This is a genomic window from Limimaricola cinnabarinus LL-001, assembly GCF_000466965.1.
GTDB lineage: Bacteria > Pseudomonadota > Alphaproteobacteria > Rhodobacterales > Rhodobacteraceae > Limimaricola > Limimaricola cinnabarinus.
This window is the reverse complement of the sequence record NZ_BATB01000050.1, coordinates 1-26,490: the sequence shown is the minus strand read 5'-3', so window position 1 is coordinate 26,490 and position 26,490 is coordinate 1. Positions and strand designations below refer to the sequence as shown.

Below are 26,490 nucleotides of genomic sequence, written 5' to 3'. Positions count from 1 at the left end.
GGCCACTTCATTCTTCAAATACTCATGCCCCGGCGGGCCATCCGCGCCGTCGCCGGGGCCCGTTGCGCTCAGCCTCGCTCCGACAACGCCGCGAGCACACGAGCCCAGCTGCGAATGCCCTTGTGGAAGCTTCGCAGGTCGTACTTCTCGTTCGGGCTGTGGATCAGGTCGTCATCATTGGCAAAGCCTACCAGCATCGAATCCATCTCCAGCTCGGTCTTGAAGTAGCCCGCGATCGGGATCGAACCGCCGGCGCGACGAAGGCCGCCGGATTGGGCCATTCGGCGCTGAGCGCCTGGCGCGCGGTTTCGAAGGCCGGGTCGTCGGTCGCCATGACGCTTGCAGGGGCAGCGCCGTGGCCGTGGAATGCGACGCTGCAATCGGGGGGCAGCATCGACCGAACATGGGCGCGGAAGGCATCGCGGATCTTCTCGGGGTCCTGCGCGCCCACCAGGCGAAAGCTGATCTTGGCGCAGGCCTGGCTTGGCAGCACCGTCTTGAAGCCCGCGCCGGCATAACCGCCCGAGATGCCGTTGACCTCGCAGGTCGGCCGCGCCCAGATCATCTCGAGCGCGGTGCGATCCGCTTCGCCCGCCGGATGGCTCAGCCCGACACCGCCGAGGAACGCGCCCTCGTCGAAGCCCAGGCTTTCCCACTGCGCGCGCAGCTCGGGCGTGATCTCTGGCACGCCGTCATAGAAGCCGGGCAGGGTGACGCGGCCATGATCGTCGTGCAGCGCCGAAATGATCCGCGCCAGCACTTTGATCGGATTGACCGCCGGACCGCCATAGGCGCCCGAATGCAGGTCGCGGTCGGGACCGGTGATGACGATCTCCTCACCCACAAGGCCGCGTAGCATCGTGGTGATCGCGGGGGTGTCGCGGTCGAACAGACCGGTGTCGCAGATCAGGGCGAGATCCGCCTTCAGCTCCTCGGCGTGGTCGCGCAGGAACGGCACCAGCGAGGGCGAGCCCGATTCCTCCTCGCCTTCGAACAGGATCGACACGCGGGCGGGCAGGGCGCCATGCACCGCGACCCAGGCCCGGCAAGCCTCGACAAAGGTCATGAGTTGTCCCTTGTCGTCCGAGGCGCCTCGGCCACGGATGACGCGGCCCGCAGGCGTCTCTTCGAGCGATGGCTCGAAGGGCGGCGCCTTCCACAGCTCCAGCGGATCGGCGGGCTGCACGTCGTAATGGCCATAGAACAGCAGGTGCGGGCCGCCATCTCCCATGCCGCCGGTGACCATCGGATGGCCCGGCGTGTCGCGCAGCGCTGCATTCTCGAAGCCGATGGAGCGCAGATCCTCGACCAGCCATTCGGCGGCGGCGCGGCAATCGGCGCGATGCGCGGGGTCGGTCGAGATCGAGGGAATCCGCAGCAGTCGCAGCAACCGATCCGTGGCGGCCTCGAGATCGGCGTCGATACGGGCGAGAACGGGGTCGAGAGTCATCAGAGCTCCTCGCTATAATTGCGCCGAAGGGTGACGCCAGGCGGCGGCCCTGTCCAGCATCGTGGCGTTGTTGCGCCCCTTGCATGGCCAATCTGCGGCCGCGTGGCAAATTGTAGCGTGTTGTTCGCGGGCGTCAGGGCCTATATGGAACCGGACGGCGAACCGCCGGGGTGATCGGCCCCGTCAGACGAAAAGGGGAAGCATGCCCGTGGATTACGAAGCAGGGCTCGACGAAGCCATCGGCAAGCTCCACAGCGAAGGCCGCTATCGCACCTTCATCGACATCGCGCGCCGCAATGGCCAGTTCCCGCATGCCACCTGGCATCGGCCCGACGGCACCGAGCGCCGGTGACGGTCTGGTGCGGCAACGATTATCTCGGCATGGGCCAGCATCCTGCCGTGCTGGGCGCGATGCACGAGGCGCTCGACGCCGTGGGCGCGGGCTCGGGCGGTACGCGCAACATCTCGGGCACCACGGTCTATCACAAGCGGCTCGAGGCCGAACTGGCCGATCTGCATGGCAAGGAGGCGGCACTGCTGTTCACCTCTGCCTACATCGCCAATGACGCAACGCTGTCGACGCTGCCGCGGCTGTTCCCCGGGCTGATCATCTATTCGGACGCGCTCAACCATGCGAGCATGATCGAAGGCGTGCGCCGCAATGGCGGCGCCAAGCGGATCTTCCGGCACAACGATCTCGCGCATCTGCGCCAGCTTCTCGAGGCCGACGACCCGGCCGCGCCCAAGCTCATCGCTTTCGAGAGCGTCTATTCGATGGACGGCGATTTCGGCCCGATTGCCGAAATCTGCGATCTCGCCGAGGAGTTCGGCGCGCTGACCTATCTCGACGAGGTGCACGCGGTCGGCATGTACGGCCCGCGCGGCGGCGGCGTCTCCGAGCGTGACGGCCTTGCGCATCGGGTCGATCTGATCAACGGCACGCTGGGCAAGGCCTATGGCGTGATGGGCGGCTATGTCGCGGCCTCGGCCAAGATGTGCGACGCGGTGCGCTCCTATGCGCCGGGCTTCATCTTCACCACTTCGCTGCCGCCGACCGTGGCGGCGGGCGCTGCCGCAAGCGTCGCGTATCTCAAGACCGACCAAAGCCTGCGCGACAGCCATCAGACACAGGCGCGGATCCTCAAGACCCGGCTGCGCGGTCTCGGCCTGCCGATCATCGACCACGGCAGCCATATCGTGCCACTGATCGTCGGCGACCCGGTGCACACCAAGCTGATTTCGGACATGCTTCTCGCCGATTACGGCATCTACGTGCAGCCGATCAACTTCCCCACCGTGCCGCGCGGTACCGAGCGGTTGCGGTTCACGCCGTCGCCTGTGCACGGTGCGCGCGAGATGGACGCATTGGTGCGCGCACTCGATGCGCTCTGGTCGCATTGTGCGCTGAATCGCGCCGAATTGACCGGTTGACGACATCTCCCCGTGCGGGCCGACGGCCCCCGTGCTAGGATGAACTCCAAGGCCTTTCGGGAGTTGTGCACAAGACAGCCCCGGATTGCCACCGGGGGCGGGCAGTGACGGGAACACTCGATATGATCGGGCGGAGCTTCAGGCGCGCGAGCGCTGTACAGGAGGTCGAAACCAAGGGTTTTGACGCTTTCGAGCTTCGGCTTGGCGATCTCATGCGTGGCGAACGCGCGACCATGGGCAAGAGCTTGCTCGACGTGCAGCGCGAGCTGAAGATCAAGGCCGCCTATATCGCCGCGATCGAGAACTCCGATCCCACCGCCTTCGATACCCCCGGCTTTATCGCGGGTTATGTCCGCTCATATGCGCGTTATCTCGGCATGAGTCCCGATACCGCTTACGAGACCTTCTGCCGCGAGTCGGGCTTTACCACCGCGCATGGCATGTCCGCCGCCGCCTCGACGGTGCGCCCCTTGCGCGCGTCGCAGAGCACCAGCCTCGGCAAGGACATCTTCGCCGATTCCGCCACTCCTTTCCTGCCGCCGGCCGAACGGATCCTCGCGGGGTTCGAACCGCGCGCTCTGGGCTCCGTAGTTGTTCTACTCGCTTTGATGGGCGGTCTGGGCTATGGCGGCTGGTCAATCCTGCAAGAGGTGCAGAAGGTGCGTCTGTCCCCGGTGGAGCAGACGCCGATGCTTCTGGCGCAAGTCGATCCGTTGGCCGGGGGTGGCCAGGCGGAAACCACGGACGCTGCCACGCCGGATCTGACGCTGGCCTCTGCCGCACCCGATGTACTGGACCGGCTTTACCGCCCTCAGGCCCTCGACGTGCCGGTGATGACGCCGCGCGACGGCCCGATCGCGGCGCTGGTCACCATCCCGCGCCGTCCCGGTCAAGACGCGCAAGTGTCGCTCGCCGGTCTCGATGAAACGACGCCCGCGCGTCCCGCGATGGGGCCCAGCCCGATGCTTGCGGCACTCGGCGCCGATCAGGCCATCGAAGAGCCGAGCATCGAGATCCCCGATATCGAACTGGCTCTCGCCGAGGCGGGTGTCGAGGTCCCCAGCGTGCGTGTGACCGAAGACCCCGCGCCGACCCTCAACATGGTCGCGGTGCGCCCGGCTTGGGTGCGCGTCAAATCCGCTGATGGCACGACGCTCTACGAGGGCATCATGAATGCCGGCGACACGTGGAGGTGCCGTCCCTCGAACAGGCGCCGACACTGCGCGTCGGGGAGTCGGGCGCCGTCTATTTCGCCATGAACGGTCAGCATTACGGCCCCGTGGGCGATGCCGGGACCGTGACGTCGAACCTGGCCTTGTCGGTGGACAATCTGGCCACCACCTATCAAGTTGCCGACCTGCAGAGCGACTCCGACCTTGCCAAGCTGGTTCGGGTGGCAGAGGTCGCGACAACAGAATGACGCCGCGCCGGTCCTGACCCCGCGGCCTGATCCGCGAGAGGTTTTTCATGTCCCTTCATGCCCACCGCCCCTGGCGCGAGATCCAGCGCCGCAAGTCGCGTCAGATCATGGTGGGCCGTGTTCCCGTGGGGGGCGATGCGCCGATCTCGGTGCAGACGATGACCAACACCGACACCACGGATGTGCGCGCCACGCTGGACCAGATCATCCGCGCCGCCGATGCCGGGGCCGACATCGTCCGCGTTTCGACCCCCGACGAGGGCAGCACCCGCGCCCTGCGCGAGATCTGCGCCGAAAGCCCGGTGCCGATCGTCGCGGACATCCATTTCCACTACAAGCGCGCGATCGAGGCCGCCGAGGCGGGCGCGGCCTGCCTGCGCATCAACCCCGGTAACATCGGTGACGCAAAGCGGGTTGCCGAGGTGGTGCGCGCGGCCAAGGATCATGGCTGTTCGATCCGCATCGGTGTCAACGCGGGATCGCTGGAGCGGCACCTCCTCGAGAAATACGCCGAGCCGTGCCCCGATGCGATGGTCGAGAGTGGCATGGACCATATCAAGCTGCTTCAGGACCACGACTTCCATGAGTTCAAGATCTCTGTGAAGGCCTCCGACGTGTTTCTTGCCGCCGCGGCCTACCAGCAATTGGCCGACGCCACCGACGCGCCGATCCATCTCGGCATCACCGAGGCGGGCGGTCTCACCTCGGGTACCATCAAATCCGCGATCGGTTTGGGAAACCTGCTCTGGGCCGGGATCGGCGACACGATCCGCGTCAGCCTGTCGGCGGACCCGGTCGAGGAGGTGAAAGTCGGCTTTGAGATCCTCAAGTCCCTCGGCCTGCGCCATCGCGGCGTCAACATCATCTCCTGCCCCTCCTGCGCGCGGCAGGGCTTCGACGTGATCAAGACGGTCGAGGCGCTGGAAAAGCGGCTCGAACATGTGAAAACGCCGATGTCGCTGTCGATCATCGGCTGCGTCGTCAATGGCCCGGGCGAGGCGCTGATGACCGATGTGGGCTTTACCGGCGGCGGGGCCGGGAACGGCATGGTCTATCTCGCGGGCAAGCAGAGCCACCGCATGTCGAACGACCAGATGGTCGATCACATCGTCGAGCAGGTGGAGGCCAAGGCCGCCGAGATTGAGGCGCGTGCCGCGACCGCCGAAGCCGCCGAATAGCCTTCCCCGAGGTTCCTCGAAACCGGTCGGTTCCCGCCGAGAGATCGGCGGAAACCCCCACCATTCGCGATGATCATCCGCGGGTTGGACGGACCTCGGTGCCGGATCAAACCGTTTCTCTGCCAAGCGCAACCGGCGATCCGCCGTCGCAACACAGAGAACGGAAAGACCTATGACCAAGCAATCGCTTCTGATGACCACCGCCGCCGCCCTCGTCGCCGCGATGCCGGCTTTCGCCCAGACCAACACGACGAACGAGACGAGCACTGGCGCGCAGGTCGAGACGTCCACCGACGTCGAAGCCAATGCCGAAACCGGTGCTTCTGGCGAGACGACGGCCAATGCCGAGACCGCGATGTCCGGCACCACCGCGACCGCCGCCGCAGAGTTGAACCTGCGCGCGGGCCCCGGTCCCGATATGGAGATCATCGACGTGATCCCCGCCGATGGCGAGGTGACGGTCGAGGGCTGTCTCGAGAGCGCGAACTGGTGCCGCGTGACGCTCGACGGCACCACAGGCTGGGCTTACGGCGACTATCTCACCGTGCAGATGGCCGAAGCTCCCGAGCCGGTCGTGCTCTATGAGAATCGCAGCGAACTCGAAGTCGAGACCGTGACCTACGACAACGAGGTCAACAACGCCGCCGCGACCGCTGCTGGTGCCGCAACCGCCGCCGCCGGTGCCGCCGTGCTGGCCGCCGGTCCCGTGGGCATCCTCGGTGCGGCCGCCATCGGCGCGGCGCTGGGTGATGGCGCGACTCCGAACGAGCAGACCATCACCTACGTCCGGGAGAACCCGATCGATCCGGTCCTTCTCGAAGGTGAGGTCGTGGTCGGTGCCGGCATCCCGCAGGAGGTCGAGTTGAGCCCGATCCCGGACGCCGAATACAGCTACCTCTATGTGAACGGCACCCCGGTGCTGGTCGAGCCCGAGGAGCGTCGGGTGGTCTATATCGTCCGCTGATCGCTGACAGACTGTTTACGGAAAAGGGCGGCCCTCGGGTCGCCCTTTGCTTTAAGGGGCGGCCTATATGCCACGTCTGATATCCAGCCACGAAGGCAGTGGATCAAAGCGCGGCTCGGCGGCGTTGGAGATCCGACAAGCGCGGGCCATGGCGGCCCCGCAATCCGGAGACACTCCATGAACCGCATGCTGTCCACCTTCGTCGCCGCGGGCGCGCTCACTGCCCTTGGCGTCCCGGCCTTCGCCCAAGCCACGGCCAACGCCACCGTCGATCTCAACATCCGCGCGGGGCCGGCCCGGCTTATGAGGTCGTCGGCCTGATTCCGGCGGGCGAAGAGGTTGAGGTCGCGGGTTGTCTCGACCCCGCGACGTGGTGCGAAGTGACTTTGGGTGAGACGAGCGGCTGGGCCTCGGGCGGCTATCTCACTGCGATCGTCGAAACCACGCCGGTGGTGATCTACGAAAACGCCGACGCGGCGGGAATCACCACCGTCACCTATGACCCGACACTGCCCGACGGCACCGTGACCCTGAACGGCGAGGTGATCGCCGCCGACCCAGGCGGCGAGACCACCAGCCTCGAGATCGCCGATGGCGCGATCACCTATCTCAACGACAACCCGGTCGAACCGATCTACCTCGACGGCGAGGTAGTGGTGGGCGCGGGCCTGCCCGAAACCGTGGTGCTGACCCCGATCCCTGAAAACCCAATGGCCTATGCGAACGTCAACGGCCAGATCGTGATGGTCGAGCCCGAGACCCGTCGCGTCGCTTACATCCTGCGCTGAAGCTGATCAGATCCGGTTCAACGGATTTGTGAAGCCAAGATGCGAGGGGCTGAAACCCAGCCCCTCGCAGTGCCGATGCGCCGCTTTGTGCGGCCTGTCGGAGGTGAGCCGCAGCAATGCGTAACCTACGGCACAAGCGTGCGTCCCAGTTTCCTCCGACGCAAATCGGCCGAAAGGCCCGACTGCGCGGTCATTCGGTCGAAAGCTTTGAATGAGCTTTCGAGAAACACCGTCAGCATCTTCGGCCCAGATTGTCTTCGGCCAGCGGTGCCGCAATCGCGGCGACGTCGCCGCGACCAGCCGCACGACATTGCGCCTCGCTCATTCGGCGCGGTTCTGCGCCACCATCTCGCGCATCTGCGCCAGCGGCACGTAGCCGCGCAGCATCTGGTCGCCCATCACGAAGCTTGGTGTGCCGCTGATTTGCATCGCTTGGGCCAGCTGATGGTTCCCGGCGATGATGGCGGCCACGCGCGGGCTCGCCATCTCGGCCTGCACCGCTTCGAAATCGGCATCGAGGCTGTCGGCCAATGCCGTGAGCGATTCTTCGGACACGTCGGCGCGCATCGTCATCAGCGCGTTGTGCGCCTGCTTGTATGCCTCGTCGCCCTCGATCTCGCGCACCGCGAGCGCGAATTGCGCCGCCATCGTCGATTGCTCGCCCAGAATCGGAAATTCCTTGAGGATGTAGCGGATGTTGCCATCCGAAGAGATCAGTTCCTCGACCTCGGGAAAGGCACGGCGGCAATAGCCGCATTTGTAATCCATAAACTCGACCACCGTGATGTCGCCATCGGGGTTGCCGCCCTGCCAGTCGCCTTCGCTCTCGAAGAGCGCCGCGGCGTGGCTGTCGATCATCGCGCTGTCGCCCTGCGCGGCAACCTCGGCCTGCTTCTGGTCAAGAACGGCGATTGCCTCCATCAGCACCTCGGGGTTCTCCAGCAGGTAGGCGCGCACCTGTTCGCCGAAGGCGTCGCGCTCGGCGTCGGTCATCGCGTCGAGTTCGAGTGCTACGGCGGGGCCGGCGGCGAGGGCCAGCGTGACGGGCAGGGCGCGGATGAGGCTGCGCAGCATAGGGAATGTCCTTTCCTCGTGTCGGATCGTGCAGATCACATCGCCGCCGCCCTGCCAAGTTCCCGCGCGGGAGGGTGCGGGCCATTGACGGCAGGGGCGCGGGATTGGCACAACCCGGCCAAAGCTTAGGGAGCAGGGCATGCGGAACTCAAGGCGCGGCGAGGTTGATCCCTTCATCGTGATGGACGTGATGGAGGCGGCGCGGCAGGCCGAGGCGGCGGGACGGCACATCATCCACATGGAGGTGGGGCAGCCCGGAACGGGCGCGCCGCGCGAAGCGGTCGAAAAGGTCGCGGCCGAGATGGCGGCGGGGCCGATGGGCTACACGGTCGCCCTCGGCCTGCCGGAACTGCGCGCGCGCATCGCGCGGCATTACGGCGACTGGTACGGCGTCGATCTCGATCCCGCGCGCGTGGTGGTGACCGCCGGGGCCTCGGGCGCGTTTCTTCTGAGTTTCACCCAGCTGTTCGACACCGGCGCGCGGGTGGGGCTCGGCGCGCCCTGCTACCCGTCGTACCGCCAGATCCTCAAGGCGCTCGACATGGCGCCGATCGACATGCCGACGACGCTGGCCAACCGGATGCAGCCCGTCCCTTCGGACATCGAGGCGCATGCGCTCGACGGGCTGGTGCTGGCCTCGCCCTCGAACCCGGCGGGCACGATGATCGACAGGGTCGGCCTTTCGGCCTTGGCCGAGGCCTGTGCCGCGCGTGACGCCGCGCTGATCTCGGACGAGATCTATCACGGCATCGGCGGGCGCGGCACATCGGCGCTGGAAGTCACCGACGAGACCCATGTGATCGGCTCGTTCTCCAAGTATTTCTCGATGACCGGCTGGCGCGTCGGCTGGCTGATCGTGCCGCCCGAGCATGTGCGCGGCATCGAGCGGATCGCGCAGAACATGTTCATCTGCACCTCCCACGCCTCGCAGCGGCTGGCGCTGCACGCGATGGATTGCGTGCCCGAACTGGAGGCCAACGCCGCCGTCTATGCCGCCAACCGGGCCCTGATGCTCGAGCGGCTGCCGAAGGCGGGCTTCACCCGTTTCGCGCCCCCCGACGGCGCGTTCTACGTCTATGCCGACGTGTCGGCCTTCACCCCCGACAGCCGCGCCTTCGCCGCCGAGATCCTAGACGAGGCGGGCGTCGCGGTGACACCGGGTCTCGATTTCGACCCCGCCGACGGGCATCGCTGGATCCGTTTTTCCTATGCCCGTTCCACCGCCGACATCGAGGAGGGGCTGGAGCGCTCGCGAAGTTCATGGCGGCGCGCGGCCATGCGGAGGCCGGTGCGGCATGAGGCGTGCGCGCGCCGCGCGTGGCGGCGAATGGGTCCGGCGCCTGCTCGGCGGTGCCGGGCTGGCGCTGATGCTCGCCACGTCGCCTGCGGCGCAGGAGTTCTCGGGGCTCGCACGTTTGGATCCGAGCGAAAGCCGCGTGGCCGACACGCGCCGCGGCCTAGAGATCGAGCTTGCGCTGAGCCAGCCGGTGCCGTGGCGCGTCTTCACGCTCGACGGTCCGCGCCGCCTCGTGATCGATTTCGCCCAGGTGGACTGGTCTGGGGCCGAAGCGGCGGCGCTTTTGTCGGGGGAGCGGGCCACCGCGCTGCGGCTGGGGCGGGGGCGGCCCGGCTGGTCGCGTCTCGTGCTCGACCTGTCCGAGCCGCTCGGCCTGCTCAGCGCCGAGATGCGCAGCGCGGCCTCGGGTGCGGCCCGGCTGCACGCGGTGCTGGCGCCGGTCACGGCCGAAGCCTTCGCCGCCGCCGCTAAACCCGCCGATCCCGCGGGTGAGACGCTCGCCGCGCCTCAGACGTCCATCACCGCCGATGGGCCGCTGGTGGTGGCGATCGATCCCGGACATGGCGGCGTCGATCCCGGCGCCTGCGCGAGGGGCTGGTCGAGGCCGAGTTGATGCTGCGACTGGCGCGCGAAACCGCCGAGGCGATCAACCGCTCCGGCACCATGCGCGCGGTGCTGACCCGCGATGGCGACGCCTTCGTGCCCTTGTCCGAGCGCATGACCATCGCCCGTGCGGCGGGGGCCGGGCTTTTGCTGTCGCTGCATGCCGATGCGCTGGAGGAGGACGAGGCGTCCGGCGGGTCGGTCTACACGCTGTCGGACGAGGCACAGGACGCGGCCTCGGGACGAATGGTTGAGCGGCACCAGAGAGGCGACCTTCTGGCAGGGCTCGACCTTAGCCGGCAGGACGACCGGGTCGCCACGGCGCTGATGGATCTGGTGCGTCTCGACACCGCGCCGCAGAGCGAACGTCTGGCTCAGGCGCTGGTGGCGTCGCTGCGCGAGGCGGGCGCGCACCTGAACTCGCGGCCACGTCGCAGCGCGCCGCTCGCGGTGCTCAACGCCGCCGATTTCCCGTCGGTCCTGGTCGAGGTGGGGTTCCTGTCCAATGTCGGCGACCGCGCCCGCCTCACCGATCCGGTGGGGCGGGGGCGGATCGTCTCCGGTCTGGTGTCTGGAATACAGAACTGGGCTGCCGAAGAGGCAGCGCGCGCCCCCCTCAGACGCCGCTGATCGACGCCCCAGAACGTAGAAGGCCCGCGCCAGTGAGGCGCGGGCCTTGCAATGTCGGACGGTGCGGGCCTGTCAGCCCTTGCGCACCGGTTTGGGGCCATCCTCGCGCGGCAGGCCGTCGAACCGGGCCAGCCAGACCGAATGCATCCCGCAATCGGGGTCCTCGGGAATGAAGGCCAGCGGCATGAAGCCGTGCATCTCCAGAAGACCCTTGTAGGTCTTGGGGCTTAGGCTTTCGTGGAAGATCGGCTTGCCAGCCACGTCGCCGATCGCCGTGCCGGCCGAGGGACCGGAAGTGAACATCAAGGCGCAGCCCGGTGCGGCATGCTCGGCAAAGGTTGGGAACATCGATTGCTGATCCGGACCGGCCAGGTGAAAGAAGCTGTCCCAAGCGAGGATCGCGTCGAATTTCTCGGACAGGCGCAGCCCGCGCATGTCGTGGTGAAAGGCGCGCGCGCGCGGCATGTTGCGCTGAAACAGTTCGAGCATCACCCGAGAAGCATCGACCCCGGTGACCTCGGCGCCGCGATCGGCGATGTACTGCGCGATCGGCTTGCCGGAGCCGCAGCCAAGATCGAGCACGCGGCGGCGTCCGCCATTGCGCGGCGCGGCGGCAAGCATCCGGTCGATCCAGCGCCGCTCCATGAGGCGTCGATCGCGCGCCTTGGCCCATTCGGGGCCAACGGCGTCATAGGTCGCGATCACGTCGTCCGGCGTGGCGCGGCGGGGGGAGGGGGTTTCGGTTGCCATCATGTACGCCCTTTTGGGTGCCAGCTGTCGAGAGCGCAATCCCCTCGCCAAAGAGTGACCCTGCTTTCGGGCGTTTTGCCGCCGATTTCAAGCCCTGCGCTTTTGACCCGGGGCGGGGCCTTGCCTATAAGCCACCAAGTCCTCCCGGAGAAATATCGTGCTGCGCTTCATAATGTCCTTCTTCGGCGGCATCTTTTCGATGCTGACCCTCGGCCTCGCCATGGGGGCGCTGACGCTCGGTGCGATCTTCTACGTCTATGGCCGCGATCTGCCGAGCTACGAGACGCTGGCGCAGTATACGCCGCCGACGATCAGCCGGGTCTATGACGGCGAAGGCAACATCCTCGACGAATTCGCCTCCGAGCGGCGGCTCTTCACCCCGGCCGAAGAGATCCCCGACCTCGTGAAGCATGCCTTCGTCTCGGCCGAGGACCAGAATTTCTATCTGCATTCGGGCTTCGACCTTAAGGGCATCGCCGCCGCCGGCGTCGAGGCGGTGCGGTCGCGCGGCGAGGACATCCGCGGCGCCTCGACCATCACGCAGCAGGTGATGAAGAACTTCCTGCTCGACGGCTCGCGCACGCTCGAGCGCAAGATCAAGGAACTGATCCTCGCCGTGCGCATCGAGGGCGCGATGGACAAGGAACGGATCCTGGAGCTCTATCTCAACGAGATCTTTCTCGGGCAGAACTCCTATGGCGTCACCGCCGCCGCGCAGACCTATTTCAACAAGCCGCTGGCCCGGCTCGAACCGGGCGAGGCCGCTTATCTCGCGGCGCTGGCGCAGCGCCCCGGCAACCTGCATCCGGTGCGCCAGTATTCCGACGCGGTGAACCGCCGCAACTACGTGCTGCGCCGCATGTGGGAAGACGGCTATATCGACGAGGCCGCCTATCAGCGCGACCGTGCCCGCACCCTCGACACGGTGCAGTCTGGCGACATGGAGAGCTTCCGCGCCGCCCTGCCGCCGCGCGACTACTTCACCGACGAAGTGCGCCGCCAGCTCTCGGCCGAGTTCGGCGAGGACGAATTCTTCGGCGGTGGCCTGTCGATTCGCGCCACGCTCGACAAGGAGCTGCAGATCGAGGCGGCGCATGCGCTGCAACGCGCGCTGGAGCAGTACGACCGCGGCCTCGGTCGCTGGCGCGGCACCGGCAAGACCATTCCCGTCGAGACGCTGGACGACGAGGTCGCGTGGCGCACGGCGCTGTCGGAGGTCGACGTGCCGCGCGACGTGACCCTCGAAAGCCCGTGGTACCCGGCGGTGGTCATGGAGGTGGGCGAGGCCGAGATGCGCCTCGGGATCGAGGGGGTGGCCGATGACGGCTCCGAGCCGCATGTTGTGCCACGCGACGACATCTCGTGGATGCGCGGCAGCTTTGCCGACAACTTCGCGCGCGGCGACGTGGTGCTGGTGCGCCGCATGATCACCGATGACGGCGGTGACTTCATCCGCTGGACCCTGCGCCAGACGCCACAGGTACAGGGCGGTTTCATGGCGATGGACGTGAACACCGGCCGCGTGCTGGCGATGCAGGGCGGCTTCTCCTATCAGGATTCGGTGTTCAACCGCGCCACTCAGGCGCAGCGCCAGCCCGGTTCCTCCTTCAAGCCCTTCGTCTATGCCACCGCGCTCGACAGCGGCTACACGCCCGCCACGATCATTGTCGACGCCCCGATCGAGATCAACACGCCGCAGGGCATGTGGCGGCCGCAGAACGCCTCCAACAAGTTCTACGGCCCGACCCCGCTCAGGACCGGTATCGAACAGTCGCGCAACATCATGACCATCCGTCTCGCGCAGGAGGTCGGCATGGACACCATCGCCGACTATGCCGAGAAGTTCGGCGTCTATGACGATCTGGGCCCGTACCTTTCGAACGCGCTCGGCGCGCAGGAGACGACGCTGTTCAAGATGGTCGCGGCCTATGCGATGTTCGCCAATGGCGGCGAACGGGTCGAGCCGACACTGGTCGATCGGGTACAGGACCGCTACGGCAACACCGTCTATCGCCATGATCAACGCAACTGCGTCGATTGCGGCCTCGCGGCGCTGCCCACGGGCGAAGCCCCGACGATCCAGTCGAACCGCGAGCGGATCATGAACGCTGTCACGGCCTATCAGCTCACCTCGATGATGGAGGGCGTGGTCAAGCGCGGCACCGCGCGCGGCGTCAACCTGCCCGTGCCGATCGCCGGCAAGACCGGCACCACCAACGACGCCAAGGACGTGTGGTTCGTGGGCTTTTCGTCGAACATCGTCGCGGGATGCTACATAGGCTACGACAACCCGCGCTCTCTGGGCTCGGGCGCTTCGGGCGGCGGCATCTGCGGCCCGGTGTTCCAGAGCTTCATGACCCGCGCGATCGAGCGTTTCGGCGGCACCGACTTCCCGGTGCCCGACGAATGCCAGTTCATCAAGATCGACCGCTTTTCAGGCGCGCGGCTGCCTGATGGCGCCTCGGGCGACAATGTGATCTCCGAATGCTTCCGCATCGGCGAGGAGCCGCTCTTCGGCGTCACCTTCGACGGCGGCTTCAAGATGTCGGGCGACCTGCCGCTCTATGACGAGGCGGGCGGCAACAAGCCCGCCAAGAAGGTCAGGACCTCGACCGGCAACACCGCGACGGTCGGCCCCAAGGCGAGCTTCGGCACGCTCTCCTCGGGCGGCCTCTACTAGGCCGTTTCGCGCCTCACTTGCCCGGGCAGGTGGGGCGCGGTATCACGCGCTTCAATTTCACGCCCATCGCCTGACAGGGGACCGATCATGCGCGCAGAGACGCAAGCCAACATCGCCGCCATCGAAAAGTCGCTCGGACTGCTGGCCAAGCGCATGGACCGCGAGACCGCCGCGCACCGGCTCGAGGAATTCGACGCCCGTGTCGAAGACCCGACGCTTTGGGACGACCCCGCCGCCGCCCAGAAGCTGATGCGCGAGCGTCAGGATCTGCTCGACAAGATCGGCACCTACGATCAGATCAGCCAGGGCCTGCGCGACAATGTCGAACTGATCGAGATGGGCGAGACGGAGGGCGACGACGAGATCGTCTCCGAGGCCGAGGCCGCGCTCAAGGCGCTGCGCCAGACCGCCGGGGCCAAGGAACTCGAGGCGCTGCTCGACGGCGAGGCCGATGGCAACGACACCTTCCTCGAAATCAACGCCGGCGCCGGCGGCACCGAGGCCTGCGACTGGGCCGCGATGCTGCAGCGCATGTTCGTGCGCTGGGCCGAGAAGAAGGGCTATGAGGTCGAGATGCAGTCCGAGGAGGCCGGGGCTGAGGCGGGCACCAAGTCGGTCGCCTACAAGATCAGCGGCCCCAACGCCTATGGCTGGCTCAAGTCGGAATCGGGCGTGCACCGCCTCGTGCGGATCTCGCCCTTCGGCAAGGGCACGCGCGAGACCTCCTTCGCCTCGGTCTGGGTCTATCCGGTGGTCGACGACAACATCGACATCGAGGTGAACCCCTCGGACATCCGGGTCGACACCTACCGTTCCTCGGGCGCGGGTGGCCAGCACGTGAACACCACCGACTCGGCGGTGCGGATCACCCACATGCCGACCGGCATCGTCGTGACCTCCTCCGAGAAGTCGCAGCACCAGAACCGCGACATCGCCATGAAGGCGCTGAAGTCGCGGCTCTATCAGATGGAGCTCGACCGTCGCAACGCCGCGATCAACGAGGCGCACGAGGCCAAGGGCGATGCAGGCTGGGGCAACCAGATCCGGTCCTACGTGCTGCAGCCCTACCAGATGGTGAAGGATCTGCGCACCGGCTACGAGACCTCCGACACCCAAGGCGTGCTCGACGGCGATCTCGACGGCTTCATGGCCGCGACGCTGGCGGGGCAGGTCTCGGGCAAGAGCCGCGCCGAAGCGACCGCCGAGGACTGATCCGCGCGCCCCGGCTCGCCTCGGCCTTCATGCCGGGGTGGGGCCTCGCGGGCCGGAGGCAGCCACATGGCCCGGACCCGCACCCTGAGGTGCCACAGCCTGCAGACCATCCGCACGTCGCGAAAACCGCCGGCCCCTAGCAGCGGCGCCTCTCGTCGATCCGGCGCGTCGTCGGCAGGCGGTGGGCAATCGCCCGCGCCGCGCTCCGCACCTTTTGCTCGATCGCAGCCCCATCTTCGGAAAACACGAAGGGCGCCCCGGTCTTCCGAAGCGCCCCGATCCGTGCAATCCCGTGGCCGGTCTCAGTCGTGGCCGCCCTCGGCCAGCGACGGCTTGGGCAGGGGCTTGGGCGCGCCGGTGGTGTTCAGCGGGTCTTCCTGACGCTGCACCGAACCCTCGAAATGCGCACCGCTCTCGATCGCGATGGTCTTGTGGATGATGTCGCCTTCGACGCGCGCGGTCGAGGTGAGGCGCACCTTAAGGCCGCGCACCCGGCCGACGATGCGGCCGTTGATGACGACGTCGTCGGCCACCAGCTCACCGCGCACGGTGGCGCCTTCGCCGACGGTCAGAAGATGCGCGCGGATGTCGCCCTCGATTTGGCCTTCGACCTGGATGTCGCCGGTGGTCTTGACGTTGCCCTTGATGTGCAGGTCGGCCGACAACACCGAGGCCGGCGGCTTGGCCTTGGGGGCGGCAGGGCGGTAGTCCTGCGATCCTTGCGGCTGCGCGGGCTTGGCGTTTGCGTCCATGGTGGGCGTCCCTTCGGCTGTCCTGGGTCCGGGCTCGTTGATCTTGCTCTTAGAAAACATCTTGTCCAGCTCGTATGTAGGTCATGGGATTGACGGGAGTCCCACCGACGCGCACCTCGTAGTGGAGATGGGGTCCGGTCGATCGTCCGGAGTTGCCCATATCACCGATCCGTTCGCCGCGCGATACCCTTTGGCCGACCTTGACGCTGATCTTGTTGAGATGTGCGTAACGGGTCTCGATCCCGAACTCGTGCTGGATCTTGATGAGGCGACCATAGCCCGAGGCCCAGCCCGCGCTTACCACCACGCCGTCGGCGGTGGAGTAGACCGGGGTGCCGATCGGGGCGGCGAAATCGGTGCCCGCATGCAGCCGACCCCAGCGCTGGCCGAAGCCCGAGGTGAAGCGGAACTTGTCTTTCACCGGCTGCGCGAAGGGCGCCTTGGCTGCAGCGATACGGTAGAGGTTGATCTCGTCCATCTTGCCCAAGAGCGCATTGGCGCGCTCGGCATTCGCATCGGCCCGGCCCGCATGCGCGCCCATGGTCGAGAACTGGATCGGAGTCAGGGCACCGCCGCCGATGCCGCTATAGCCCTTGCGGACCTTCTTGAGCATTGCGTCGGGATCCATGCCGGCGGCGCGGAACATATCGCCCAGCGGCTCGACCGAGACGGTCATCGCCTCTTCGAGCGAGCGGAAGATCTCGTCGTTGCGTTCGGTCATGAGGCGCAGCTCAAGCTGCATCTCGCTGGCCTGCTCGAAGGCGAGCTCGGCATCCTGGGCGATGCGGTCGCGCTCCTCGGCGGTGTCCGCCAGAGCGCCCGAAAGGATGTCCAGCGTGCCTTCGACCGAAGCGGCGTCGGCGCCGCCGGGCAGAGCGCCGTTCCCGGCCATCGCCACGGTCATCTCCTCGGCGGCGTCGCGCGCGGTCTCGCGCTCGATCATGGTGCGGCGCAGCGCGGCCTGCACCACCTCGAGGCCGGTCTCCATCTCGCGGCGGCGATCCTCCGAGGCGAGAAGTTCGCTCTGCATAGTCGAGATCTGCGCAAGCGCGGTCGAGAAGCGTTCCTGCGCGGCGGCGGCCTCTGCAGCGCGCACGTCACGCTCGGAGGAAAGCGCGTTGAGCCGCTCCTCGTAGATCATCTGGTCGCGCTGCGCCTGCGCGCGGAAATTGCCGGAGCCGATCGAATCCATCAGCAGGATCGCGGTGGCGGTGATGGTCCAGCCGACCACAAGCGTCACGCCGGTCCAGGCGATCGCCTGTGTCGAGGGGTGGAGCCGGATGAACCGGGTCTCGGTGTCCGAGCGCAGAAACAGCCGCCGTTCGGGAAACCGGCGCTCGAGCGCCGCGTGAAGCTTCTGTGCCAGTTTGGTCCGCACCCGTCTGTCCCCGTGTTGTCCCGGTCACAGCCTCTCTTTTTCGAGAGCGCCGCGAGAGAGGTGTTACCGAGGCCGTCCTCGCGTCGCAACTGCTTTGGCCGGGAGGAGGCGGTGAGGGGGCAAAAGCGCCCCGAAAGTGGCGAGATACCGCCGAACCCGTCGCCTTTCCGCCGGGTGTTGCCGCGTTGCAACGGAATGTTGCGCTGATACACTCAGCCGCCGCGCCGCGCCGTTTCCTCGGCCAGAGGCCAATAGAAATCGGGGGGAATCCCTGCCTCAGCGCGCTTTTCCTCGTTGAAGGGCGGCTTGAGCCCGCCGTGGAAATGGCGGCGCACGAGATCGCGGAACACCGGCGCGGGGTCGAGGTCGTGCCGCCCGCACAGGAAATGGAACCACTTGGACCCGTAGGAGACGTGGTGCACCTCCTCGGCATAGATGATCTCCAGCGCCGCGACGGTGTCGGCGTCGTCCGCATTGCGGAAGATCTCGATCATGTGCCGGGCGTCACGTCGAGGCCGCGCGCCTCAAGCACCATCGGCACCACGGCGAGCCGCGCCAGAAGGTCGCCCGCCGTATCCTCGGCGGCGCGCCACATGCCCTCATGCGCGGGCAGGGCTCCGTAATGGCTGCCCAGCGCCTCGAGTCGGTCGCACAGCAGGTTGAAATGCTTCGATTCCTCGTCGGCGGCCTGCACCCAGTCGTCGAAATATCCCACCGGTAGCGGCACGGAGGCGAACCGCGCCACCGCGTCCCAATGCAGATCCACCGCGTTCAGTTCGATATGCGCCACAGCATGGATCAGCGCGATCCGCCCATGCTCTGATCCGGGGCGGCGCTTCGGCATCTCGCGCGGGGCCAATAGCTCGGGGCGGGCCGGGCGCGCAGGCCGATCCGGCGGCAGGGCGCTGCCGATCTCCAGCGGCGTCCCGGCGGCGCGGCTGTCGCGCCAAAGCTTCGCGGCGGCGTGGCTCCGGGCGGTCTTCTCGCGCCCGTCGGCGGTGGTGAGCACCTCGACCGCCAGCTCTGTGAGAGAGTGGCTCACAGCGCGCGCACCGCGTCGAGGACCTCTCCCGCGTGGCCCGCGACCTTCACCTTGGGCCAGACCTTCGCGATCTTGCCGCCCGCATCGATCAGGAAGGTGGTGCGCTCGATCCCCATGAAGGTCTTGCCGTACATCTTCTTCTCGACCCAGACGCCGTAGCGTTCGCAGACATCGCTTTCGGCATCCGACAGCAGCGCCACCTTGAGCGCGTATTTGTCGCGAAATTTCTCGTGCTTGCCGACCGTGTCCTTGGACACGCCGAGCACCCGCGCGCCCAGAAGCTCGAACTCGGGCCCCAGTTCGGTGAAGCCCTGCGCCTGCCGGGTGCAGCCCGAGGTGTCGTCGCGCGGATAGAAATAGAGCACCACCGGCGCGCCGAGATGGGCCGAAAGTTGCACCTCCTCGCCACCGTCGCGGGGCAGGGAAAACTCGGGCGCGGGCTGGCCCGGCTGGGGCCGGGGGGCCGACATCGTGTCGCTCATGGCGCATCCTCGCTTGCGTGATCGGGCGGCGATGGCCCTCGGGGGCTCAGGCATCTACGCTGTGGGGGATGAAATCAAGAGGCCATGGCCTGTCTTGACGCAGCAAGGGATCAGGTCGCGACCGGCACCGATCCGCCGCCCGCGCGGGCGGCGGCTGGCGGCGCTGTTGCGCCGCGGGCTGGGTCTGGCACTGACGCTGGTGACGCTGCCGGCCGCCTTCGCGCTGGTGCTGCCATTGTTGCTGGTGGGCCAGACCGTCACCGCCCCGAGTTGGATCACCGAGCGGGTCGAGGCGCAGGCCGACAGCCTCCTCGCCGGGGGATCGGTGGAGTTCGGCAGCATCGCCCTGACGCTCGGCACCGACCTGCATCCGCGGGTGGCGCTGCGCGACACGGTGCTGCGCGACGCGGGCGGCGAGGTGCTGGCCCAAGTGCCCGAGATCGACACGTTGGTCAGCCCGCGCGGCCTCGTGCTGCGCCGGACCGTGCTGGCACAGGAGGTGATGCTGCGCGGGGCGGAGATCGTTCTGGCGCGGGACGAGGCGGGGCGCGTGGCCGTGCGGTTCGAACCTGCGGGCCCGCCGTCACCTCCGGCGACCATGCCCGAGAGCGCGTCGCGCCCTTTGACCTCGGCGACGGCCGGCGGCCTCGCGGGGCTGCTCGCACGGATCGACCATCTGCTCGACCGGCCGGCCCTCGACGGGCTGGAGCGGATCGAGGCCGAGGGGCTTCGGATCGAGTATTTCGCGCCCGCGCCGGACGACGCTGGAGCGCCGATGACGGGCGGATAGACCTCGATCTGCGGACGGGCACGAAGCTGTCGGGACGGTTGCGGCTTCGCTCGGAGGCGGGGCAGGAAACCGGTCTCTGGGTCGGTTACGATCGCCCCGACGCCGCGCCGCAGGCCGAGGTCACCCTGCGGGTCGAAAAGGTGGCGAGCCGCGATCTCGCCAGCCAGCACCCGGCGCTGAGCTTCCTGTCGGTGCTCGACGCGCCGCTTTCGGCGAGCTTGCGGGGCCGCATCGGCGCCGATGGCGCGCCCGGGGCATTGGGTGCCGCGCTGCGGATCGGGCCGGGGGCGCTGTCGCCGGGCCGGGACGAGGGGGCCGAGGCGCTGCGATTCGACGGGGCCGAAATGGCGCTGCGCTTCGATCCCGCGCGCGACCGCATCGAGTTCGAACGCATCTCGGCGCGCGGCGATCTGGGCCGGATCGAGGGGTCGGGCACGGCCTGGCTGCGCGAGATCGAGGCGGGATGGCCCGGCGCGCTGGTGGCGCAGCTGCGCCTCGACGAGGCGGCGCTGGCGGCGGGGGCGGGCTTGTCCGGGCCGGTGGCGCTGCGCGAGGGTCATGTCGATCTGCGACTGCACACCGCGCCTTTCGCTCTCGACATCGGCAGCCTCGGCGCGACCGATGCCCAAAGCGGCGCACGGATCGAAGCGCAGGGCCGGATTGCCCATACCGGCGAGGGGTGGGAAGCCGCGATCGCGGCGAGCAGTGCCCGGCTGCCACGCGACCGCCTGCTGGCCTATTGGCCCCCTGCCTTCAAGCCGGGGATCCGTGGCTGGATCGACAGCCATGTGCTGGAGGGCGGTCTGCGAGATCTCAGCGCCACGCTGCGCCGTGCGCCGGGGCAAAAGCCGCAGGTCGCCCTGACCCACGGCTTCGAGGCGGTCTCGCTGCGCCCGCTCGATGGACTGCCGCCGATCACCGGGGCGTCGGGCTATGCGAGCCTCGGCGGGGATCGGTTCTCGGTGACGATGACCCGCGGGGCTGCGCAGGCTGCGCAGGGCGGGCGCGTCGATCTGTCGGGGACGAGCTTCACCATCCCGCAGCTCGGGCCCAAGAACCCGCAGGCCGACATCGCCATCGAGGCCGAGGGCCCGGTGACGGCGATGCTGTCGCTGATCGACCAGCCGCCGTTCCGCTTTCTGCAAAAGGCCGGAAAACCGGTGGATCTCATCGAGGGGCGGGGCCGGGTCCACGCGCATGTGGCGCTGCCGCTCGGTGCGCCGGTGACGCCCGATGACGTGGACTGGTCGGTGGCGGGCACGCTGCGCGACGCCACGAGCAGTGCCATCGTACCGGACCGCCAAGTCGCTGCGCAGGAGCTCTCGGTGGCGATCGACGCGCAGGCGCTGGAGGTCGCGGGTCCGGTGCGCATCGATGGCCTGCCCGCCGATGTGCGCTTTCGACAGCCTTTGGGCCCCGGCGCGGCGGAGGCGCGTCTCGACGGCACGGTCGAGCTGTCGCCGCGCTTTCTCGACACGTTCGGCATCGCACTGCCCGATGGCACGCTGAACGGCGAGGGGCGCGGCACGGTCGCGATCACGCTGCCCAAGGGCGCGCCGCCTCGCGTAAGCCTCGGCACCGACCTGTCGGGGCTGGGCCTGTCGATCCCGGCGTTGGGCTGGACCCTCGCGCGCGGCACCACGGGACGGCTCGAGATCGAGGGCGCACTGGGCCGGACGCCGCGCATCGACCGGATCGCTCTGGATGCGGGCGGCTGTCGGCGCGCGGCACGCTGGCCCTGCGGCCCGGCGGCGGGCTGGAACGGGCCAGCTTCTCGCGGCTGCGCCTGTCGGACTGGCTCGACGTCAGGGCCGACCTCGTCGGGCGGGGGCCGGGCGAAACCGTGGGGGTCGAAATCGTGGGCGGCGCGCTCGACCTGCGACGCGCCGGATTCGGCCAGGGCGGAGGCGGCGAAGGCGGGCCGATCAGCCTCGCCCTGGACCGGTTGCGCGTGACCGACGCGGTCTCGCTCACAGGGCTCAGGGGCGAGTTCTCCAGCCGGGGCGGATTCTCGGGCCGCTTCGACGCCGCCGTCAATGGCGGCGCGCCGGTCTCGGGGCTGGTGGTGCCCGACCGGGACGGCACGGCGGTGCGGATCACCGGCCCCGATGCGGGGGCGGTTCTGCGTTCGGCGGGGCTTTACGGCACCGCTACGGGGGGCTCGCTCGACCTGACGCTGCTGCCCGAGGCGCGGCCGGGGCATTATGCCGGAAGCCTCGACGTGACGGGCCTCAGGGTGCGCGACGCCCCGGCCGTGGCCCAGCTTGTCGACGCGATCTCGGTGGTGGGGCTGCTCCAGCAGCTCGACGGCAAGGGGCTTGCCTTCGACCGGGTGCTGGCGGAGTTCAACCTTACCCCCGACACGCTCGAGATCACGCAATCGAGCGCCACCGGGCCGGGACTTGGCATTTCGCTCGACGGGCGCTACAGCCTCGCGACCAGACGCATGGCCTTCGCGGGCGTCGTCTCGCCCTTCTATCTCGTCAATTCGCTGGGATCGTTCCTGACCCGTCCCGGCGAGGGGTTGATCGGCTTCAACTACACACTCGGCGGCACGCCCGAAGACCCCGATGTCTCGGTCAACCCGCTTTCCGCGCTCACCCCCGGCCTGTTCCGCGAGATCTTCCGCAGGCCGCCACCGAACTGACCTGAGGCCCGCCGATGAAGCTCTCGGATTTCGATTTCGACCTGCCCGACGAGCTGATCGCGACCCGCCCCGCGCGGCCGCGCTCCTCGGCCCGGCTCTTGCTGGCGCAAGGCGGGGAGATCGCCGACCGGGTGGTGACCGATCTCGTGGAGATCCTGCGCCCCGGCGACCGGCTGGTGCTCAACGACACCAAGGTGATCCCGGCGCGTCTCACCGGCATCCGCACCCGACCGGGGGCTTCGGGCGAGGGTACGGCGAGGATCGAGGTGACGCTTCTGGGCCCGCGCCCCGACGGCAGCTGGTCGGCGCTGATCAAACCCCTGCGCAAGCTGCGCGAGGGCGAGGTGATCGAGTTTTCGGACCGGCTCTCGGCCGAGCTGGTGTCGCGTGAGGAAGGGCAGGGCGTGCTGCGCTTCGATCTGGAGGGCGACGCCTTCGACCGGGCGCTGCAAATGGTCGGCGCGATGCCGCTGCCACCCTATATCGCCGCCAGGCGCGCCGCTGACGAGAGCGACCGCGAGGATTACCAGACCGTCTGGGCCGCGCGCCCCGGCGCCGTCGCGGCGCCGACCGCGTCGCTGCATTTTGATGAGCCGCTGATGGCGGCGCTGGCCGCGCGCGGCGTCGATGTCACCCATGTGACGCTGCATGTCGGCGCGGGCACCTTCCTGCCGGTCAAGGTCGACGACATCCGCGACCACAAGATGCACGCCGAATGGGGCGAGGTGAGCGCGGGTGCCGCCGCCGAGATCGCCGCCACCCGCGCGGCGGGCGGGCGGGTGATCCCGGTAGGCACCACCGCGCTTCGGCTGATCGAGAGCGCGGCACGCGATGGCGAGGTCGCGCCATGGTCGGGCGAGACCGATATCTTCATCACGCCGGGATTCGCGTTCCGCGTGGCTGACGGGCTGATGACCAACTTCCACCTGCCCAAATCGACGCTGATGATGCTGGTGTCGGCGCTGATGGGCGTGGAGGAGATCCGCCGCATCTACGAGCATGCCATTGCGAATCGCTACCGTTTCTTTTCCTACGGCGACGCGTCGCTGCTGCTGCCCCGCGCCGATAGCTGAGGCCGCTTCGCTTTCGTCCGACGTTCCGTCGCATTGTTGAGAGACTCGCGCTGTAGCGTCGGGTTAGCCGGGCCATGAGCCGGCAGAAAGGAACACGCCATGATTCAGGTTCTCGGGAGCTCCTGGGCGCTCTTCATTGGCATGTTCATGCTGATGATCGGCAACGGCCTGCAAGGCACGCTGCTTGGCCTGCGCGGCGAGGTCGAAGGCTTCTCGACGATCGAGATGTCGGTGATCATGTCGGCCTATTTCGCGGGCTTTCTCTTTGCCTCGCGCTATGCGCCCCGGATGATCCGCCGGGTCGGCCATGTGCGGGTCTTCGCCGCGCTCGGCTCGACCATCTCGGCGGTGCTGATTCTCTATCCGACGCTGGCCGAGCCATGGGCCTGGACGCTGGGCCGGGTGGCCATCGGGTTCTGCTTCTGCGGCGTCTACATCACCGCCGAAAGCTGGCTCAACGACGCCGCCTCGAACGAGAACCGCGGCAAGGCGCTATCGCTCTACATGATCGTGCAGATGGCGGGCATCGTCACCGCGCAGTATCTGGTGACGCTGGGCGACGTGTCGGGCTTCATCCTCTTCATCATCCCCTCGGTGCTGGTGTCGATGGCCTTCGCGCCGATCCTGCTCTCGGTAAGTCCGGCGCCGGTGTTCAACACCACCAAGCCGCTGCCGATCCGGCGGCTGATCGACGCCTCGCCTCTGGCCTGCATGGGGATGTTCCTGCTGGGCGGGGTCTTCGCGGCGCAATTCGGCATGTCGGCGGTCTACGGCGCGCGCGCCGGGTTGTCGGTGGCGCAGATCTCGCTGCTGGTCTCGGTGACCTATGTGGGCGCGCTGGTGCTGCAGTTCCCGATCGGCTGGCTGTCGGACCGGATCGACCGGCGCTGGCTGATCCTCGGCCTCTCGGGTCTGGGCGGCGCGGCGGCGCTGACGGCGTTCCTGCTGCCCGGATATATCGGGCTGATCCTCGTGTCCTCGGCGCTGGTGGGGGGCACATCGAACCCGCTCTACGCGCTGCTCATCGCCTATGCCAACGACTATCTCGACCGCGAGGACATGGCCGCGGCTTCGGGCGGATTGCTGTTCATCAACGGCGTCGGTGCCATCGCCGGTCCGATCGTGGTGGGCTGGATGCTCGACAATGTCGGCGCGCATGGCTTTTGGGGCTTCATCGCGGTGCTGATGCTGGGGCTCGCCTCCTATGCGGGCTGGCGGATGCTGCGTCGCCCGGATCGCGGCGTCGAAGTGGGCGATACGGTGAGCTACGTCCCGGTTTCCGCGACCGGCACCGCCGTGGCCGCCGAGGTCGCGCAGGAGGTCTATATCGAGCACGAGATCGAACAGCTCGAGGAGGCGCGCGACGACGCCGCCTGAGGCGGGAAGGGGCCGGGAACGTGCGGTTTCGGGCCGCCGGGCACCTTCGTGCTTGACCCGCACGGGGGTTGGGGCAGGTTTGGGGAACCACCGAGAAGGAGGACCACCATGACCGCCACCCCCGTCACCGCCCAGGCCGAGGCACCGACCGAGGCCGAGAGGGTGCTGACCTTCTGGCTCGAGGAGGTCGAGCCGAAGCAATGGTACATCGCCGACGACGATCTCGATGCCACAATCCGCAGCCGCTTCGGCGGGCTGTGGGACAAGGCGGCCGAGGGCGCTCTGGGCCATTGGCTGACCGAACCCAACGGCGCGCTGGCCTATATCATCGTCACCGACCAGTTCGCGCGCAACCTGTGGCGCGACGATCCGCGCGCCTTCCAGCTCGACGACAGCGCGCGCTCGGTCGCCAAGCTGGCGATCGACAATGGCTGGGACCGCGAGATCGTGCCGCCGGGTCGCAGTTCTTCTACCTGCCATTGATGCATTCCGAGAACCTCGTCGATCAGGACCGCGCCGTGCGGCTGTTCCACGAGCGGATGCCAGAGGCCGAAAGCAGCCTGCTGCATGCGCGTGCCCATCGCGAAGTCATCCGCGACTTCGGCCGGTTTCCGTTCCGCAACAAGGCGCTGGGCCGCGAAACCAGCGAGGCCGAGGCGGAGTGGCTGGAACAGAGCGGCTATGGCGCCGTGGTCGAGCGGCTCAAATCGGACGCGAAGTGACCTAGAGGCATCCTTCGCAACCCCGTCATGCATGGGGGGCGTCTGGTAGCCCGGCGAAAACTGGTTTAGCGTCAAACCAATTTTGCCGGACCCCCGAGGAGGAACACCGAATGGCCGCCAAGAACTTCGACGTGATCGTGATCGGCGCGGGCCCGGGCGGCTATGTCGCCGCGATCCGCGCGCCCAGCTGGGCAAGAAGGTCGTGATCGTCGAACGCGAGAATTTGGGCGGGATCTGCCTCAACTGGGGCTGCATTCCCACCAAGGCGATGCTGCGCTCCTCGGAGGTGTTTCACCTGATGCACCGTGCCAAGGAGTTCGGGCTCAAGGCCGAGAGCATCGGCTACGATCTCGACGCGGTGGTCAAGCGCTCGCGCGGGGTGGCCAAACAGCTCAGCTCGGGCATCGGTCACCTGATGAAGAAGAACAAGATCGAGGTGGTGATGGGCGAAGCCACCATCCCCGCCAAGGGCAAGGTCTCGGTCAAGACCGAGAAGGGCACCGAGGAGCTGACCGCCAAGAGCATCGTCCTCGCCACCGGGGCGCGCGCCCGCAACCTGCCGGGTCTCGAGGCCGATGGCGATCTGGTCTGGTCCTACCGTCACGCGCTGGTGCCGCCGCGCATGCCGAAGAAGCTTCTCGTCATCGGCTCGGGCGCGATCGGCATCGAATTCGCCAGCTTCTACAATACGCTGGGCGCCGAAACAACGGTGGTCGAGGTGATGGACCGGATCCTGCCGGTCGAGGACGC

The 26,490-nt window shown here is 67.9% G+C and carries 19 protein-coding genes and 8 pseudogenes; 20 read left to right on the top strand and 7 right to left on the bottom strand.

Features of this window, described 5'->3' with window-relative positions; all coding sequences use genetic code 11:
- Positions 1 to 68: 68 nt before the first annotated feature.
- Positions 69 to 1,450: pseudogene (locus tag MBELCI_RS14360) on the bottom strand (M20/M25/M40 family metallo-hydrolase).
- A 202-nt stretch (positions 1,451 to 1,652) separates the two neighbouring features.
- Between MBELCI_RS14360 and MBELCI_RS21880 the strand changes: the two are divergent.
- The 8 genes and pseudogenes from MBELCI_RS21880 to MBELCI_RS21870 all read left to right on the top strand — a co-directional run bounded on the left by MBELCI_RS21880 (position 1,653) and on the right by MBELCI_RS21870 (position 7,231).
- Entirely contained in the window at positions 1,653 to 1,802 is a 150-nt protein-coding gene (locus MBELCI_RS21880; protein ID WP_235047648.1) for a hypothetical protein, read from the top strand.
- A pseudogene (gene hemA / locus MBELCI_RS14355) lies at positions 1,763 to 2,881 on the top strand (5-aminolevulinate synthase); the annotation flags it as partial. The gene MBELCI_RS21880 and the pseudogene hemA, both read left to right, overlap by 40 nt.
- Positions 2,882 to 3,003: 122 nt before the next feature.
- Positions 3,004 to 4,301: pseudogene (locus tag MBELCI_RS14350) on the top strand (helix-turn-helix domain-containing protein).
- Between the two features lie 47 nt (positions 4,302 to 4,348).
- A complete protein-coding gene (gene ispG / locus MBELCI_RS14345; protein ID WP_021694976.1) occupies positions 4,349 to 5,479 on the top strand; it encodes a flavodoxin-dependent (E)-4-hydroxy-3-methylbut-2-enyl-diphosphate synthase in 1,131 nt (376 codons plus the stop codon).
- Between the two features lie 172 nt (positions 5,480 to 5,651).
- Entirely contained in the window at positions 5,652 to 6,443 is a 792-nt protein-coding gene (locus MBELCI_RS14340) for a DUF1236 domain-containing protein (RefSeq protein WP_021694975.1), read from the top strand.
- A 177-nt stretch (positions 6,444 to 6,620) separates the two neighbouring features.
- On the top strand, positions 6,621 to 6,764 hold the full coding sequence (locus MBELCI_RS21875) for an SH3 domain-containing protein (protein WP_021694974.1): 144 nt from the start codon (positions 6,621 to 6,623) through the stop codon (positions 6,762 to 6,764).
- Positions 6,761 to 6,811, top strand: a pseudogene (locus MBELCI_RS22700) (hypothetical protein); the annotation flags it as partial. The gene MBELCI_RS21875 and the pseudogene MBELCI_RS22700, both read left to right, overlap by 4 nt.
- 18 nt (positions 6,812 to 6,829) lie before the next feature.
- Positions 6,830 to 7,231 (top strand): DUF1236 domain-containing protein, encoded by a 402-nt coding sequence (locus MBELCI_RS21870; protein WP_021694973.1) that lies wholly within the window; start codon positions 6,830 to 6,832, stop codon positions 7,229 to 7,231.
- A 321-nt stretch (positions 7,232 to 7,552) separates the two neighbouring features.
- On the opposite strand, the gene MBELCI_RS14330 is transcribed toward MBELCI_RS21870, so the two are convergent.
- Positions 7,553 to 8,305 (bottom strand): DsbA family protein, encoded by a 753-nt coding sequence (locus MBELCI_RS14330; protein WP_021694971.1) that lies wholly within the window; start codon positions 8,303 to 8,305, stop codon positions 7,553 to 7,555.
- Between the two features lie 139 nt (positions 8,306 to 8,444).
- Between MBELCI_RS14330 and MBELCI_RS14325 the strand changes: the two are divergent.
- The 3 genes and pseudogenes from MBELCI_RS14325 to MBELCI_RS22690 all read left to right on the top strand — a co-directional run bounded on the left by MBELCI_RS14325 (position 8,445) and on the right by MBELCI_RS22690 (position 10,835).
- Positions 8,445 to 9,604: pseudogene (locus MBELCI_RS14325) on the top strand (pyridoxal phosphate-dependent aminotransferase).
- Complete coding sequence (locus tag MBELCI_RS22695; protein ID WP_439645929.1) at positions 9,601 to 10,215, top strand: AMIN domain-containing protein; 615 nt, start codon at positions 9,601 to 9,603, stop codon at positions 10,213 to 10,215. The pseudogene MBELCI_RS14325 and the gene MBELCI_RS22695 overlap by 4 nt, the downstream one beginning before the upstream one ends.
- A complete protein-coding gene (locus MBELCI_RS22690) occupies positions 10,215 to 10,835 on the top strand; it encodes an N-acetylmuramoyl-L-alanine amidase family protein (protein WP_369385467.1) in 621 nt (206 codons plus the stop codon). The genes MBELCI_RS22695 and MBELCI_RS22690 overlap by 1 nt, the downstream gene beginning before the upstream one ends.
- Before the next feature lie 72 nt (positions 10,836 to 10,907).
- Here MBELCI_RS22690 and MBELCI_RS14315 read toward each other — a convergent pair whose 3' ends face one another.
- Complete coding sequence (locus tag MBELCI_RS14315; protein WP_045320221.1) at positions 10,908 to 11,585, bottom strand: class I SAM-dependent methyltransferase; 678 nt, start codon at positions 11,583 to 11,585, stop codon at positions 10,908 to 10,910.
- Between the two features lie 157 nt (positions 11,586 to 11,742).
- Between MBELCI_RS14315 and MBELCI_RS14310 the strand changes: the two genes are divergently transcribed.
- Both MBELCI_RS14310 and prfB read left to right on the top strand, forming a co-directional pair.
- Positions 11,743 to 14,265, top strand: coding sequence for a penicillin-binding protein 1A (locus MBELCI_RS14310; RefSeq protein ID WP_021694968.1), 2,523 nt, complete (start codon positions 11,743 to 11,745; stop codon positions 14,263 to 14,265).
- Positions 14,266 to 14,352: 87 nt separating this feature from the next.
- Complete coding sequence (gene prfB / locus MBELCI_RS14305) at positions 14,353 to 15,477, top strand: peptide chain release factor 2 (protein ID WP_021694967.1); 1,125 nt, start codon at positions 14,353 to 14,355, stop codon at positions 15,475 to 15,477.
- 302 nt (positions 15,478 to 15,779) lie between these two features.
- Here the strand turns inward: prfB and MBELCI_RS14300 are convergent, their stop codons facing one another.
- The 4 genes and pseudogenes from MBELCI_RS14300 to bcp all read right to left on the bottom strand — a co-directional run bounded on the left by MBELCI_RS14300 (position 15,780) and on the right by bcp (position 19,131).
- Positions 15,780 to 16,289 carry a bactofilin family protein gene (locus tag MBELCI_RS14300; RefSeq protein ID WP_045320219.1) on the bottom strand — a complete coding sequence of 170 codons (510 nt, stop codon included), beginning with the start codon at positions 16,287 to 16,289 and terminating at the stop codon, positions 15,780 to 15,782.
- Complete coding sequence (locus tag MBELCI_RS14295) at positions 16,279 to 17,607, bottom strand: M23 family metallopeptidase (protein ID WP_021694965.1); 1,329 nt, start codon at positions 17,605 to 17,607, stop codon at positions 16,279 to 16,281. The genes MBELCI_RS14300 and MBELCI_RS14295 overlap by 11 nt, the downstream gene beginning before the upstream one ends.
- Before the next feature lie 212 nt (positions 17,608 to 17,819).
- A pseudogene (locus tag MBELCI_RS14290) lies at positions 17,820 to 18,649 on the bottom strand (ferritin-like domain-containing protein).
- Positions 18,646 to 19,131 (bottom strand): thioredoxin-dependent thiol peroxidase, encoded by a 486-nt coding sequence (gene bcp / locus MBELCI_RS14285; RefSeq protein ID WP_021694962.1) that lies wholly within the window; start codon positions 19,129 to 19,131, stop codon positions 18,646 to 18,648. Before bcp ends, MBELCI_RS14290 begins: the two are co-directional and overlap by 4 nt.
- Positions 19,132 to 19,225: 94 nt before the next feature.
- Between bcp and MBELCI_RS21075 the strand changes: the two genes are divergently transcribed.
- The 7 genes and pseudogenes from MBELCI_RS21075 to MBELCI_RS14260 all read left to right on the top strand — a co-directional run.
- Entirely contained in the window at positions 19,226 to 19,921 is a 696-nt protein-coding gene (locus MBELCI_RS21075) for an AsmA family protein (RefSeq protein ID WP_021694961.1), read from the top strand.
- 38 nt (positions 19,922 to 19,959) lie between these two features.
- Entirely contained in the window at positions 19,960 to 21,876 is a 1,917-nt protein-coding gene (locus tag MBELCI_RS20490) for a YhdP family protein (RefSeq protein ID WP_021694960.1), read from the top strand.
- Entirely contained in the window at positions 21,873 to 22,568 is a 696-nt protein-coding gene (locus MBELCI_RS21070; protein WP_021694959.1) for a large exoproteins, read from the top strand. Before MBELCI_RS20490 ends, MBELCI_RS21070 begins: the two co-directional genes overlap by 4 nt.
- Positions 22,569 to 22,582: 14 nt before the next feature.
- Positions 22,583 to 23,641 (top strand): tRNA preQ1(34) S-adenosylmethionine ribosyltransferase-isomerase QueA, encoded by a 1,059-nt coding sequence (queA, locus tag MBELCI_RS14275; RefSeq protein WP_021694958.1) that lies wholly within the window; start codon positions 22,583 to 22,585, stop codon positions 23,639 to 23,641.
- Positions 23,642 to 23,740: 99 nt separating this feature from the next.
- Positions 23,741 to 25,018 carry an MFS transporter gene (locus MBELCI_RS14270; protein WP_021694957.1) on the top strand — a complete coding sequence of 426 codons (1,278 nt, stop codon included), beginning with the start codon at positions 23,741 to 23,743 and terminating at the stop codon, positions 25,016 to 25,018.
- Positions 25,019 to 25,126: 108 nt separating this feature from the next.
- Positions 25,127 to 25,740 (top strand): annotated as a pseudogene (locus MBELCI_RS14265) (DUF924 family protein).
- A gap of 110 nt (positions 25,741 to 25,850) precedes the next feature.
- Positions 25,851 to 26,490 (top strand): annotated as a pseudogene (locus MBELCI_RS14260) (FAD-dependent oxidoreductase); the annotation flags it as partial.